Annotated in this window: 13 protein-coding genes; 7 read left to right on the top strand and 6 right to left on the bottom strand. The window is 71.8% G+C overall.

The annotated features are described in order from the left end of the window. Nucleotides 1–13 precede the first annotated feature (13 nt). Nucleotides 14–1138: a DNA integrity scanning diadenylate cyclase DisA gene (gene disA / locus ACZ7M7_RS36285; RefSeq protein ID WP_328425026.1), complete on the top strand. Its 1125-nt coding sequence runs from the start codon at nt 14–16 to the stop codon at nt 1136–1138. Nucleotides 1139–1182: 44 nt separating this feature from the next. Here disA and ACZ7M7_RS36280 read toward each other — a convergent pair whose 3' ends face one another. Further along, on the bottom strand, nt 1183–1998 hold the full coding sequence (locus ACZ7M7_RS36280; protein WP_472124450.1) for a hypothetical protein: 816 nt from the start codon (nt 1996–1998) through the stop codon (nt 1183–1185). Between the two features lie 185 nt (nt 1999–2183). On the opposite strand from ACZ7M7_RS36280, the gene ACZ7M7_RS36275 reads away from it, so the two are divergent. Then, nucleotides 2184–2816, top strand: coding sequence for a phosphatase PAP2 family protein (locus ACZ7M7_RS36275; protein ID WP_472124447.1), 633 nt, complete (start codon nt 2184–2186; stop codon nt 2814–2816). A 3-nt stretch (nt 2817–2819) separates the two neighbouring features. Here ACZ7M7_RS36275 and ACZ7M7_RS36270 read toward each other — a convergent pair whose 3' ends face one another. Then, complete coding sequence (locus ACZ7M7_RS36270; protein ID WP_383610782.1) at nt 2820–3479, bottom strand: response regulator transcription factor; 660 nt, start codon at nt 3477–3479, stop codon at nt 2820–2822. Then, nucleotides 3476–5119, bottom strand: a complete 1644-nt coding sequence (locus tag ACZ7M7_RS36265; protein ID WP_472124444.1) for a sensor histidine kinase — start codon at nt 5117–5119, stop codon at nt 3476–3478. The genes ACZ7M7_RS36270 and ACZ7M7_RS36265 overlap by 4 nt, the downstream gene beginning before the upstream one ends. Nucleotides 5120–5370: 251 nt before the next feature. On the opposite strand from ACZ7M7_RS36265, the gene ACZ7M7_RS36260 reads away from it, so the two are divergent. The 5 genes from ACZ7M7_RS36260 to cseC all read left to right on the top strand — a co-directional run bounded on the left by ACZ7M7_RS36260 (nt 5371) and on the right by cseC (nt 10277). Next, the gene (locus ACZ7M7_RS36260; RefSeq protein WP_383610776.1) at nt 5371–6306 is read left to right on the top strand and encodes an HhH-GPD family protein; all 936 of its coding nucleotides are present in this window, start codon (nt 5371–5373) and stop codon (nt 6304–6306) included. Nucleotides 6307–6620: 314 nt separating this feature from the next. Next, nucleotides 6621–7160, top strand: coding sequence for a SigE family RNA polymerase sigma factor (locus ACZ7M7_RS36255; RefSeq protein WP_003999062.1), 540 nt, complete (start codon nt 6621–6623; stop codon nt 7158–7160). Nucleotides 7161–7291: 131 nt separating this feature from the next. Then, complete coding sequence (locus ACZ7M7_RS36250) at nt 7292–7897, top strand: hypothetical protein (protein WP_383610837.1); 606 nt, start codon at nt 7292–7294, stop codon at nt 7895–7897. Between the two features lie 158 nt (nt 7898–8055). After that, on the top strand, nt 8056–8760 hold the full coding sequence (cseB, locus tag ACZ7M7_RS36245) for a two-component system response regulator CseB (RefSeq protein WP_383629457.1): 705 nt from the start codon (nt 8056–8058) through the stop codon (nt 8758–8760). A gap of 11 nt (nt 8761–8771) precedes the next feature. Continuing rightward, complete coding sequence (cseC, locus tag ACZ7M7_RS36240) at nt 8772–10277, top strand: two-component system sensor histidine kinase CseC (RefSeq protein WP_472124440.1); 1506 nt, start codon at nt 8772–8774, stop codon at nt 10275–10277. A gap of 59 nt (nt 10278–10336) precedes the next feature. Here cseC and ACZ7M7_RS36235 read toward each other — a convergent pair whose 3' ends face one another. The 3 genes from ACZ7M7_RS36235 to ACZ7M7_RS36225 all read right to left on the bottom strand — a co-directional run bounded on the left by ACZ7M7_RS36235 (nt 10337) and on the right by ACZ7M7_RS36225 (nt 12986). Continuing rightward, a complete protein-coding gene (locus ACZ7M7_RS36235; RefSeq protein ID WP_383610833.1) occupies nt 10337–10771 on the bottom strand; it encodes a VOC family protein in 435 nt (144 codons plus the stop codon). Between the two features lie 62 nt (nt 10772–10833). Then, on the bottom strand, nt 10834–11280 hold the full coding sequence (locus ACZ7M7_RS36230) for a helix-turn-helix transcriptional regulator (RefSeq protein WP_383610766.1): 447 nt from the start codon (nt 11278–11280) through the stop codon (nt 10834–10836). 104 nt (nt 11281–11384) lie between these two features. After that, a complete protein-coding gene (locus ACZ7M7_RS36225) occupies nt 11385–12986 on the bottom strand; it encodes an MDR family MFS transporter (RefSeq protein ID WP_472124436.1) in 1602 nt (533 codons plus the stop codon). Between the last annotated feature and the right edge of the window lie 20 nt (nt 12987–13006).

The following is a 13006-nucleotide window of genomic DNA, read 5'->3' as shown; positions in this document are numbered from 1 at the left end:
CCGGAGGAGTGCAGTGGCAGCCAACGACCGGGCAGCAGCTCCCGGAAAGTCCGGTGGGAGCTCCGGTGCCGATGGCCTGATGCGCGCCTCACTGAGCGCCGTGGCACCCGGCACGGCCCTGCGCGACGGGCTTGAGCGGATCCTCCGCGGCAACACCGGCGGACTCATCGTCCTCGGCTCCGACAAGACCGTCGAGGTGATGTGCACGGGCGGATTCGTCCTGGATGTCGAGTTCACGGCGACGCGACTGCGTGAGCTGTGCAAGCTCGACGGCGGCATCGTGCTGTCGTCGGATCTGTCGAAGATCCTGCGCGCGGGCGTCCAGCTGGTCCCGGACCCGACGATCCCCACCGAAGAGACGGGCACCAGGCACCGCACGGCGGACCGGGTCAGCAAGCAGGTCGGCTTCCCGGTCGTCTCGGTCTCCCAGTCCATGCGGCTGATCGCGCTCTACGTCGACGGCCACCGCCGCGTCCTGGAGGACTCCGCGGCGATCCTCTCCCGCGCCAACCAGGCCCTCGCGACCCTGGAGCGCTACAAGCTCCGCCTCGACGAGGTCGCGGGAACGTTGTCAGCGCTGGAGATCGAGGACCTGGTGACGGTCCGCGACGTCTCGGCGGTCGCCCAGCGTCTGGAGATGGTCCGGCGCATCGCGACCGAGATCGCCGAGTACGTGGTGGAGCTCGGCACCGACGGACGGCTCCTGGCCCTCCAGCTGGACGAGTTGATCGCGGGCGTGGAGCCCGAGCGCGAGCTCGTGGTGCGCGACTACGTGCCCGAGCCGACGGCGAAGCGCTCCCGCACGGTCGACGAGGCGCTGTACGAGCTGGACGCGCTCACCCACGCCGAGCTCCTCGAACTGTCCACGGTGGCAAGGGCGTTGGGCTACACCGGATCCCCGGAGGCGCTGGACTCCGCGGTCTCCCCGCGCGGCTTCCGCCTCCTGGCCAAGGTGCCGAGGCTGCCGGGCGCGATCATCGACCGCCTGGTGGAGCACTTCGGCGGCCTGCAGAAGCTGCTCGCCGCGAGCGTGGACGACCTCCAGACGGTGGACGGCGTCGGCGAGGCCCGGGCACGCAGCGTCCGTGAGGGCCTGTCGCGGTTGGCGGAGAGCTCGATCCTGGAGCGGTACGTCTAGGGTCTGGGCAGGCCGCTCAGCCGACTTCCGTCCGCTGACGGCCGCTAGTCGTTCTCCAGCACGAAGGACGTCTGCGCCGTCCCGAACCCCGGCGTCTTCGCCTCCACCAGATACGTCCCCGCCGGGGCGGACCCCGCCGACGGCGTCGCGCACTGCGGGGCGCTCGCCTTGCGGTCCCACTTCACGGTGTACGTGATGCTCTCACCGGTGGGCACCCGGAATTTCAGGCTGCCCGCGACCTCGGGGCAGTCGGCGGAGGACCAGAAGTCGTCCTCGGCTCCCGCCTGGGTGAGCGTCACCACGGCGTTCTTCGGGCCGAGGTCGACCTTGCAGTCGTAGCTGGAGGAGTTCGTCGCGGTCAGCAGCACGGCGGGCGTCTGGCCGGGCTCGTACGCGTTGCGCTGGCTGCGCACCGTCAGCTTCACCGCGCCCGCGACACAGTCGGGCAGCGTGGAGCCCGCGGCGACCGCGTCGCCCGCGCCGACACCGCCGCCCGAGCCGCCACCCGCGGATCCGCTGCCCGATCCGTCCGAGCCGCCGGAGCTCCCGTCACCGTCCCCGGACCCGCTGTCGTCACCGGACCCCGACCCGTCGGAGTCCCCGCTGCCGGGCGACTCGTCGCGCCCGCCCGGCGCCTCACTGATCGCCGGCCCCGAACTCGAAGGGCCCGGGGTGATCGTCGAGGGCGCGGGATTCTTGCCGTCGGACCCGCCCTCGTCGTTCTTGCCGCCTCCGCCGCCCGAGGTGAGCACCCAGGTGCCCAGCAGCGCCAACAGGGCGACCACGGACAGCATTACGGCCCTCCGACGCCAGTAGATGGAGGAGGGAAGCGGCCCGACCGGATTGCGCAGAGATCCCACGGCGCAAACTGTACGAGAGATCGGCGCGCTAGCTTGCTCCACCCGCCGCCGAAGGCCGCAACTTTTCCGGATCATCATCCCGGAAACCGCCCGGCGACGGCGCCCGACCCCTGTCTTCCGTCAGGCGCGACACCTGCCGATCGCAGGATGTGACGGTATCGGCCCGCCGCCTACGGTCCGTGACCATGGACTTCGAGGACGCGGAGCTCTACCGCGACATCACCGACTTCGCCCACGACACCCCAACGTGGGTACAGCACACCGCCGAGATAGGGACGGAGGCCGGACTGCTGCTGTTCGCCGCCCTGTTCGTCACCGCGTGGTGGCGAGCCAGACGCGACACCACCCGGGCCTTCGCGATCGCGGCCCTTGCACCTCTGGCCACGGCTGTGGCGTACGTCTGCAGTGAGCTCCTCAAGTCGGCTGTCACGCAGGAGCGTCCGTGCCGGGCGGTGCCGGACGCGACCACCTCTCTCGCCTCCTGTCCGGCGCCCGGCGACTGGTCCTTCCCCAGCAACCACGCCACCATCGCGGGCGCCGCGGCCGTCACCGTGGCCCTGACCGGGCGGGCACTGTTGTGGCTGACGGCCCCCATGGCCCTGCTCATGGCCTTTTCCCGGGTCTTCGTCGGCGTGCACTATCCGCACGACGTCGCGGCGGGCCTCGTCCTCGGCGCGGTCGTCGCCGTGGCGGCCGTACGGCTCGGGACCGGCCCGGCGATCCGGCTGGCGGAGGCGATGCGGGCCTCGTCGGCGCCCGCCGTACGGTGGTTCACCGGCCCGGGACCCGAGCGGGTCGCGGCGTACGACATGCGCTGAGCCTCACGACTCGACCAGGCCCGCCTCGTAGGCCACGATCGCCGCCTGCACCCGGTTGCGCACGCCCAACCGGTCGAGCACCGCGCTCACATACGCCTTCACCGTGCCCTCGACGAGATGCAGCCGGGCGGCGATCTCCGGGTTGGACAGGCCGGCGCCGACGAGCCCGAGCACCTCGCGCTCGCGCGGGCTGAGCTCGGCCACGCGTGCGCGCGCGGCGGCCTCGCGGCCGAGTCGCCCGTCGCGGCCGCCCAGCCCGTCGATGACATGGCGGGCCACCTTCGGCGACAGGAAGGCCGCGCCGCCCGCCACCGCCCGTACGCCCGCGATCAGTTCGTACGGGTCCCCGGACTTCAGCAGGAAGCCGGTGGCGCCGCCGCCGAGGGCGCGGGCCACGTAAGCCTGTTCGGAGAAGGTGGTGAGCATCGCGACGGCCGTGCCGGGGACGCTGCGTACGATCTCCTCGGCCGCCGCGAGGCCGTCCAGGCGTGGCATACGAATGTCCAGCAGGGCCACGTCCGGGCGGTGCGCCCGGGCCAGCTCGACCGCCTCGCGCCCGTCACCGGCCTCCGCGACGACCTCGGTCTCACCGCCGCTCGTCAGGATGGCGCGCACGCCGGCCCGCACCATCGCCTCGTCGTCGGCCAGCAGTACCCGGATCACCGTACGAACTCCTCATCCGTGGAAGGGCGTTGGGACAGACCCGCCCTGGGGATCACGTCCTTGGCGACGAGCCGCCCCTCGCCGTCGAAGCAGAGTCTGAAGTGGTCGACGGAGACGAGGAGTTCGCCGCTCGCGCGGTAGTAGCGGCAGTCGCTGCCCTCCGGGGGCGGCACGGGCGCGCGGTCGACCGGCGCGTCCCGCACGCTGCGGTCCGGCAGGACGTGCGCGAGGTCCCCGTCCGATGACCCGAGCCGAAGCTCGGCGTAGGCCGCGGGCGACAGCACCGAGTGGGTCTCCGTGTACGCGTACCAGGCGAACCCCCCGCCGACGAGCACGACGCCGGCGGCAACGGCGACCGCGAGGGCGAGGACGACCCGGCGGCGGGCGTGGGTGTAGGGGGCGTACGGGGCCGGGATGGGGCGTACGGCTGAGGCGGCGCCCTGCTCGGAGACGTACGCCCACACACGGAAGCCGTCGCCACGGGGGCCGGCCTCGAAGTCACCGCCGACCGCGGTGAGGGCGGCGCGGAGGGCTTGCAGGCCGGTGCCGCCGGAGGAGAGGGAAGGGGGGCTCGGGGAGGAGGACGAGCGCGAACCCGGCGCTGCGGCCGACCCGTTGGGGACGGTGGCGCCCTCCGTCGCCGAGCCCCGCCCACTGGTCACCGTGACCGCCGTACCGCCCGCCTCCCTGGCCGCCACCACGGTGACGTCGGCACCCGGCGCGTACCGGGCGGCGTTCGTCAACGCCTCGCGGACCACCCGGTACAGGACCCGCTCGGCGACGCCCCCCGGCTCCAGCGCCGCTGCCGTACCGCCTTCGGGCTCCTCCCAGCGCACCGGAAGCCCCGACTCGGCGGCGCGGGCGACGAGTTGCTCGACGGTCTCCCCCGGCGGGCTCAGGGACACCGGCTCGTCGTCCTCGCGCAGGACGCCGATGATGCGGTGCAGTCGGTCGGTGGCGTCCGCGGCGGCCGCGCGCAGGTCGGCAGCCGCGGTGCGGTGGTGGTCCGGGAGATCGGGGGCGACCTGGAGGGCACCCGCGCGCAGGGCGATGAGGCTCAGCTCGTGGCCCAGGGAGTCGTGCATGTCCTGAGCGATCCGGGCCCGCTCGCGCAGCCGCGCCCGCTCCTCGGCGATGCGCTGCTCGCCCTCCAGACGCGCGGCCCGGTTCCAGCCGGCCGCGGTCAGCTGACGGCTCTGTCGCCAGTACCGGCCACCGAGCCAGGGGAAGACGCAGCCGAACAGCAACGTGCCCGTCAGCACCACCCACTCCGGCGCCGGATCGACCCCGACCAGCGCGATCCTCGCCGTACCGAGGCACCCGACGCCCCCGAAGACGACGACAGCCGGCCGCACCCGTTCCGCCCGCAGACCGAGCAGCAGCGCGAAGACGCCGAGCGCGGGGGCGTAGGAGACGGTGAACAGGGCCGGGGCAGCCACCAGACTCAGTACGGCCGTCAGCGCGAAGGCCGCCAAGGGGCGCCACCGCGCCACGGCCACCGCGGCGGCGAGCACGGCCACCCCGGCCAGCTGCTGCCACACGGCACGCGGCTCGTTCATCCCGAGCCGGTCGGCCGTGAGCGCGGGCAGCACGAGGGCGGCCCACAGGAGGCAGGCCCGCCATATGCGAGGACGTTCCATCCGTCCGACGCTACAAGCGGGGGCTGGGGGCCACTGCTGTCGATCGTCAGGTGCTGCGCATTCTCCGGGGCCGGTCCGGGCATCCAAGCTCGTCCGGCGTGTGCGGGCGAGGCCCCCGGGGCCGAAGCGGGGGTCGGGGGGGGCAGCAGGCCCCCTGGGACCGCAACCCACCACCCGCCCGCGGCCGCAAAACGCACCGCCACCACCACCTACCCACCCGACCGCCCCCAACGTGGCAGGATCGGAAAGCCATGACTGCGCCCACGAAGCCCACGCACAGCCACCCCGCCGACGCCGGCAGCGACGCCCCCCTCGCCGAGCCGCTGCAAGCAACCGTCATCGACTGGTTCGACGACAACGCTCGCGACCTCCCCTGGCGGCGCCCCGAAGCCGGACCCTGGGGCGTGATGGTCAGTGAGTTCATGCTGCAGCAGACGCCCGTGAACCGCGTCCTGCCCGTCTACGAGCAGTGGCTCACCCGCTGGCCCCGACCCGCCGACCTCGCCAAGGACGCCCCCGGCGAGGCCGTCCGCGCCTGGGGCCGGCTCGGCTACCCGCGCCGCGCGCTGCGGCTGCACGGCGCCGCGGTCGCCATAGCGGAACGGCACGGCGGGGACGTACCGACCGACCACGCCCAGCTCCTCGCGCTGCCCGGCATCGGCGAGTACACGGCCGCGGCGGTCGCCTCCTTCGCCTACGGGCAGCGGCACCCCGTCCTGGACACCAACGTCCGGCGGGTCATCGCCCGTGCCGTGACCGGCGTGCAGTACCCGCCGAACGCCACCACCGCCGCCGAGCGCAAGCTCGCCCGTGCGCTGCTCCCCGACGACGAGAGCACCGCCGCCCGCTGGGCCGCGGCCTCCATGGAGCTCGGTGCGCTGGTGTGCACCGCGAAGAACGAGTCGTGCCACCGCTGCCCGATCGCCGCACAGTGCGCCTGGCAGCTCGCGGGCAAGCCGGAGCACGAGGGGCCGCCGCGCCGCGCTCAGACGTACGCCGGAACGGACCGTCAGGTGCGCGGCAAGCTGCTCGCCGTACTCCGTGACGCCCATGGGCCCGTCCCGCAGGCTGCGCTCGACCGGGTGTGGCACGAGCCGGTGCAGCGCGCCCGCGCGCTGGACGGCCTCGTCTCGGACGGTCTGGTGGAGCCGCTGCAGGGCGGGATGTACCGGCTGCCGCTGAGCTGACGCACCGACACGTCACAGCCGTAGAGCGTCTGCGACATGAAAGACACAGCTGCCGCGCGGCCTGCGCACAGCAAAAATGCGGACAAACCGCCCCATACGCCCACTCAACTCCCCTGCCGTTTTATCCCTTTCCTGCTTCCGTTACACAACCGACGGACAGCCGAGCGCTAGCCGCAGGCTGCTTCGGACAGCCCCGTGACAACGCCTCCGTAGCTTCATTTCCGTACCCGACAGGCGGGGACGACTACGAAGCACAGGCAGTGACAACCGGCGGCCAACGAGCCGACGGGTACGGGGAATCGGAGGCGGTCAACATGGCGCAGGGAGAGGTGCTCGAGTTCGAGGAGTACGTCCGCACCCGGCAGGACGCGCTGCTGCGCAGTGCCCGCCGACTGGTCCCGGACCCGGTGGACGCCCAGGACCTGCTGCAGACGGCGCTGGTGCGGACGTACCACCGCTGGGACGGCATCGCGGACAAGCGACTCGCGGACGCCTACCTGCGCCGCGTCATGATCAACACGCGGACCGAGTGGTGGCGGGCCCGGAAGCTGGAGGAGGTGCCGACCGAGCAGCTGCCGGACGCCTCGGTCGACGACTCCACCGAGCAGCACGCGGACCGCGCCCTGCTGATGGACATCATGAAGGTGCTCGCTCCCAAGCAGCGCAGCGTCGTGGTGCTGCGACACTGGGAGCAGATGTCCACGGAGGAGACGGCCGCCGCCCTCGGCATGTCGGCCGGAACGGTCAAGAGCACGCTGCACCGGGCGCTCGCCCGGCTCCGCGAGGAGCTGGAGAGCCGCGATCTGGACGCACGCGCGCTGGAGCGTGAGGAGCGGGAGCGTTGCGCGGCCTAGGCACGACGACGGGCGGCACCGGGCGCACGGAAGCGGGTGACAGGGGCACCGACGGGGACAGCGAGGACCTCGGCTCACCCCGATCCGGGCCCGCACCCGTCCGGGGGACCTTTCAGGCGGCGTTCACGGCGGTGGCCGTGGTCGTCGCCCTCGCCCTTTTCGCCTCCGGGTGCGCCACCGGCGGCACCGGCGCCCGCGACGAGGGACCGGCCCACGCCGACTCGGTGGGCGACGCGCCCGTCTCGTCCACGCTCGCGCCCTCGCCCTCACCCTCGGCCTCGGCGGTGCCCGACCGGACGGAGGCCGTCCGCCTGGTCAAGGCGGACCCCGCGGTCTCGGCGGAGGTCAAGCGCGAGCTGAAGCCGTGCGTCTCCGACGACTATCCCGTCGACGTGTCGTACGGCGATCTGACCGGCGGACCCGCGGACGACATCGTGGTCAACGTCCTGTCCTGCGGCGATGCGGTCGGCGTCGGCTCGTACGTCTACCGGGAGTCGGAGGGCGAGTACCGCAATGTGTTCAAGGCCGAGGAGCCGCCCGTCTATGCGGAGATCGACCGCGGCTACCTGGTGGTGACCAAGCAGGTGTACGCGAAGGACGACGCGCTGTCGAACCCGTCCAGCGAGAACGTGATCTCATACGAGTGGACGTCCGGCCGCTTCGTCCTGAAGTTCAGGACGCGCACGGACTACGGCACCCTCGGCAGTGGCGAGGAGTCGGCGGCGCCGGACGGCTGAGGTCCGCTCGCGACGGCAGTGAACGCATCGCGCGCTTCACGCGTCCCTCAAGTGGACACGTCCGACGCACCCCGGAAGACGGGCACGGCTGACGAGCACCGCTGACGAGCACCCCTGCAGGCATACGGCACACGAACACGAGGACTGAGAGCACCGGGATGGCAGACCAGACCCACGTCCTGTTCGTCGAGGACGACGACGTCATCCGCGAGGCCACCCAACTCGCCCTGGAGCGGGACGGCTTCGCGGTCACCGCCATGCCCGACGGGCTGTCGGGCCTGCAGGCGTTCCGGACGGACCGGCCGGACATCGCCCTGCTGGACGTCATGGTTCCGGGCCTGGACGGCGTCAGTCTGTGCCGCCGTATCCGCGACGAGTCGACCGTGCCGGTGATCATGCTCTCGGCCCGCGCGGACTCGATCGACGTGGTGCTGGGCCTGGAGGCCGGCGCCGACGACTATGTGACCAAGCCGTTCGACGGTGCCGTACTGGTCGCGCGGATCCGCGCGGTGCTGCGCCGCTTCGGGCACGCGAGCGGCGCCGACCGCGTGGACGAGGCCGAATCGGCCGCCACCGGCGGGCTGCTGGCCTTCGGTGACCTGGAGGTCGACACCGAGGGCATGGAGGTGCGCAGGGACGGGCAGCCGGTTGCCCTCACGCCGACCGAGATGCGGCTGCTGCTGGAGTTCTCGTCGGCGCCGGGCACGGTGCTGTCGCGGGACAAGCTGCTGGAGCGTGTGTGGGACTACGGCTGGGGCGGGGACACCCGTGTCGTCGACGTCCATGTGCAGCGGCTGCGGCAGAAGATCGGCCAGGACCGTATCGAGACGGTCCGCGGCTTCGGCTACAAGTTGAAGGCCTGAGCGGGGCGGGCATGCGGGGGATGTTCAGACGCCCGGCTCCGTCCGGCGTGGTGCGCGCGGCGGGCCTCACGGACGCGGCCGACGCCGCGACCGTCGGTGGCCGTGGGGCAGGCCCCGGTGCGGGAGTACATGGGGGCGCGCGCGTAAGTGGTCGTCAGAGCGGTGGCCGTACGAACGGCCGCGGCGGCGCGCGCGGGCGCGGTCGTCTGCGCAGCCGTATGGCCATTCGTACGGGTCTGCGATGGAAGCTGAGCGCGGCGATCGCCCTGGTCGGCGCGCTCGTGGCGGTCGTGCTGAGCCTGGTCGTGCACAACGCGGCCCGGGTCTCGATGCTGGACAACGCGCGCGACCTCGCCGACGAGCGGATCCAGATCGCCCAGCGCAGTTACGAGCAGTCCAAACGGCTGAACTTCCCCAACGCCACGATCGACGACCCGGAGCTGCCCGCGGCGCTGCGGGAGAAGGTCGAGAAGGGCAGGCGGGCCACCTACGTGATCGACACGCCCGGCGGCACGCCCGACATCTGGGCAGCCGTACCGCTCAGCAACGGCCATGTCATGTCGCTGCACACCGGGTTCACCGACAGCAGCGAGGACATCCTCGACGATCTCGACAAGGCGCTGATCATCGGCTCCATCGCGGTCGTCTTCGGCGGCAGCGCGCTCGGCGTCCTCGTCGGCGGGCAGTTGTCGCGCCGGCTGCGCAAGGCGGCGGCCGCGGCGAACCAGGTCGCGAGCGGGGAGCCGGACGTGCGGGTACGGGACGCCATCGGGGGTGTCGTACGGGACGAGACCGACGATCTGGCGAGCGCGGTGGACGCGATGGCGGACGCGCTGCAGCAGCGGCTGGAGGCGGAGCGCCGGGTCACGGCGGACATCGCGCACGAGCTGCGCACGCCGGTGACCGGTCTGCTGACTGCGGCCGAGCTGCTGCCGCCCAGCCGGCTCACCGAACTGGTCCTGGACCGGGCGAAGGCCATGCGCACGCTCGTGGAGGACGTCCTGGAGGTGGCCCGGCTGGACAGCGCCTCGGAGCGGGCCGAGCTGCAGGACATCATGCTGGGCGAGTTCGTCAGCCGGCGGGTCGCGGCGAAGGACCCCGGCATCGAGGTGCGGGTCGTCCATGAGTCGGCGGTCACGACGGACCCGCGGCGCCTGGAGCGGGTGCTGTTCAACCTGCTGGCGAACGCCGCGAAGCACGGCCGGCCGCCCATCGAGGTCACGGTCGAGGGCCGGGTCATCCGGGTCCGCGACCACGGCCCCGGCTTCCCCGAGGACCTGCTCGCCGACGGGCCGAGCCGCTTCCGCACGGGCAGCAGCGACCGCGCGGGCCACGGCCACGGCCTCGGCCTGACGATCGCGGCAGGTCAGGCCCGGGTCCTCGGTGCCCGCCTGACCTTCCGCAACGTACGGCCGGCGGGCGCTGCGGAGTATGTGCAGGCGGAGGGCGCGGTGGCCGTCCTGTGGCTCCCGGAGCACGCGCCGACGAATACGGGAAGCCATCCGATGCTGCCGTAGGCCTGCTCCGATACGCCCGTTGACAGCGGGGCCGGCTCTCCCGGCGGCTCAGCGGCTGCTCACCCGAAGGACTTCGAGAAGTCGAGCTCCTCGCTCCGCTCGGTCAGCGAGTACCAGTTGCCGTTGTCGTCGCGGAAGATCGCCTCGATGCCGTACGGCCGCTCCTGCGGCTCCTGGATGAAGTCCACCCCGCGCGCCTTGAAGGTCTCGTAGTCTCCCCGGCAGTCGTCGGTCCGGAACGCCCCGGCCCCGATGACGCCCTTCCCGACGAGCGTCTTCAGCGCCTCGGAGGACTCGGGGTCGAGCCCGGGCCCGTCGAGGCTCATCAGCGCGAGCTCGACGTCCGGCTGGTCCTTGGCTCCCACGGTGACCCAGCGCATGTCGCCCATGGAGAGGTCGTTGCGCACCTCGAAGCCGATCTTCTCGGTGAAGAAGGCCTTGGTGCGCTGCTGGTCGAACGTCCATACGGTGGTGATGCCGAGGCCCTTGATCATGACGGTGCCCTCCCGAGTGCTGTGGCTGGTGGTTCTCCCCGTCACGTTAGGCAGAGGCGCCATCAGGGCGCTTCTCCAAACTTGCTCTCCTGCCCCGCCGCCTGCCGCTCGCCTTCGCGGCGCCGGAATCCCCCGGCCCACAGCATCGCGTAGCACCCCGGTATCAGCGCCGCTCCTCGCCCGACATGCTTCTCCCGGTACTCGGTCGGCGTCAGCCCGGTCCGTGCCTTGAACCGCGCCGAGAACGTGCCGAGGCTGCTGAACCCGACCAGATGACAGATCTCCGTCACGGTCAGATTGGCCCCTCGCAGATACTCCTCGGCCCGCTCGATCCGCCGATGCGTCAGGTACTGCCCGGGCGTCTCCCCGTACGCCGCCTTGAACGCCCGCACGAAGTGATACCGCGAGTACCCGGCATGCGCGGCAACGGCGTCCAGGTCGAGCCCCGGGTCGGCCCACTCCCGATCCATGGCATCCTTCGCCAACCGCAACTGCCGCACCTTGCCCATGGGCCCGATGGTGACACGGCCCACTGACACCGCCCCTGGCCACCGATCAAGGCGAAGGGCCCCCGGGACGAAACGTCACCGAGGGCCCGCGCAAACCGCCCCGCTCAGACGGCCTCCACCACCACCGCCTTGGCCCCCGCACCATCCCCGGCGGCAGCGTCCCCGTCGGCGTCGGACGCCGGTCCCGCCCCTCGCAGCGGCACCTCCTTGACGAACACAGCCGCCACCAGAGCCACCACAGCCACCACGGCCCCCAGCAGAAACGCCGAGTGCGTCCCCGCCGACACCGCGTGCTGATACGCCTCCCGCACGGCCTCCGGCAGCTTCGCCAGGCTCGCCGCATCCAGCTGGGCCGACTGCTCGGTCACTCGCGCCCCCAGCTCGCCGCCCTGCTCGGACATGACGTCCTGCACGCGGCTGTTGAACAGGGCCCCCATGATCGCGACCCCGAACGAGGACCCGAGCGTACGGAAGAGCGTGGTGGACGAGGACGCGACACCCATGTCCTTCATCTCGACGCTGTTCTGCGCGACCAGCATGGTGATCTGCATCAGACAGCCCATGCCGAAGCCGACCACGGCCATGAACACCCCGGACATGAACCGGCTCGTCCCGGTGTCCATCGTCGACAGCAGATACAGCCCGACGACCATCAGCACACTGCCGACGACCGGGAACACCTTGTACCGCCCGGTGTTCGTGGTCACACGCCCGGCGACCATCGAGGTCACCAGCATCGCCCCGAGCATCGGCAGCAGCAGAAGCCCGGAGTTGGTGGCGGAAGCCCCCTGCACCGACTGCTGGTACAGCGGCAGGAACAACGTCGCCCCGAACATCACGAACCCGACGAAGAACCCGATCACCGACATCAGAGTGAAGTTCCGGCTGCGGAAGATGTGCAGCGGCACCACCGGCTCCGCCGCCTTGGTCTGCCAGAACACGAAGCCGACGAGCGCGGCGACCCCGATCCCGGTGAGCTCCATGATCCGCGCGGACGTCCAGGCGTACTCCGTACCGCCCCATGTGGTGACCAGCACGATCGCGGTGATCCCCACGGTCAGCAGGCCGGCCCCGAGATAGTCGATCCGCGCCTGCGCCCGCTTCTTGGGCAGATGCAGCACGACACTGATCGCGGCGAGCGCCACGACCCCGAGCGGCAGGTTGATGTAGAAGGCCCAGCGCCAGCCCCAGTGGTCGGTGATGGTGCCACCCACGAGCGGCCCGGCGATCATCGCGAGCGCCATCACGCCGGCCATCATGCCCTGGTACTTGCCCCGCTCCCGCGGCGGAATCAGATCACCGATGATCGCCATGACGCCGACCATCAGGCCACCGGCGCCCAGCCCCTGCACCGCCCGGAACGCGATCAGCTGCCCCATGTCCTGGGCCATGCCGCTCAGCGCGGATCCGATGAGGAACAGCACGATCGACGCCATGAACATGCCCTTACGGCCGTACATGTCGCCGAGCTTGCCCCACAGCGGCGTGGACGCCGCGGTCGCCAGCGTGTACGCCGTCACGACCCACGACAGATGCTCCAGCCCGCCCAGCTCGCCCACGATCGTGGGCATCGCGGTGCCGACGATCATGTTGTCGAGCATTGCCAGCATCATCGTGATCATCAGCGCGAGCAGCACGACGCGCACGCTCTTCGGCTGTTTGTCCGCCGGCTCCGGCGCTGTGTCCACTGTTTTGGTGTCCGCCATGGTTCCCACTCCCCCGGCCA

It is taken from the genome of Streptomyces sp. NPDC111606, from assembly GCF_055656945.1.
The sequence above is the reverse complement of the archived record's forward strand: the minus strand, read 5'-3'. Positions and strand labels throughout refer to the sequence as shown.

Excerpts from the sequence above, each read along its gene's own strand:
- ACZ7M7_RS36275 (WP_472124447.1), top strand. The coding sequence starts at position 2,184 with ATGGACTTCGAGGACGCGGAGCTCTACCGCGACATCACCGACTTCGCC.
- ACZ7M7_RS36265 (WP_472124444.1), bottom strand. The coding sequence starts at position 5,119 with ATGGAACGTCCTCGCATATGGCGGGCCTGCCTCCTGTGGGCCGCCCTC.
- ACZ7M7_RS36260 (WP_383610776.1), top strand. The coding sequence starts at position 5,371 with ATGACTGCGCCCACGAAGCCCACGCACAGCCACCCCGCCGACGCCGGC.
- ACZ7M7_RS36255 (WP_003999062.1), top strand. The coding sequence starts at position 6,621 with ATGGCGCAGGGAGAGGTGCTCGAGTTCGAGGAGTACGTCCGCACCCGG.
- cseB (WP_383629457.1), top strand. The coding sequence starts at position 8,056 with ATGGCAGACCAGACCCACGTCCTGTTCGTCGAGGACGACGACGTCATC.
- cseC (WP_472124440.1), top strand. The coding sequence starts at position 8,772 with ATGCGGGGGATGTTCAGACGCCCGGCTCCGTCCGGCGTGGTGCGCGCG.
- ACZ7M7_RS36235 (WP_383610833.1), bottom strand. The coding sequence starts at position 10,771 with ATGATCAAGGGCCTCGGCATCACCACCGTATGGACGTTCGACCAGCAG.
- ACZ7M7_RS36230 (WP_383610766.1), bottom strand. The coding sequence starts at position 11,280 with ATGGGCAAGGTGCGGCAGTTGCGGTTGGCGAAGGATGCCATGGATCGG.
- ACZ7M7_RS36225 (WP_472124436.1), bottom strand. The coding sequence starts at position 12,986 with ATGGCGGACACCAAAACAGTGGACACAGCGCCGGAGCCGGCGGACAAA.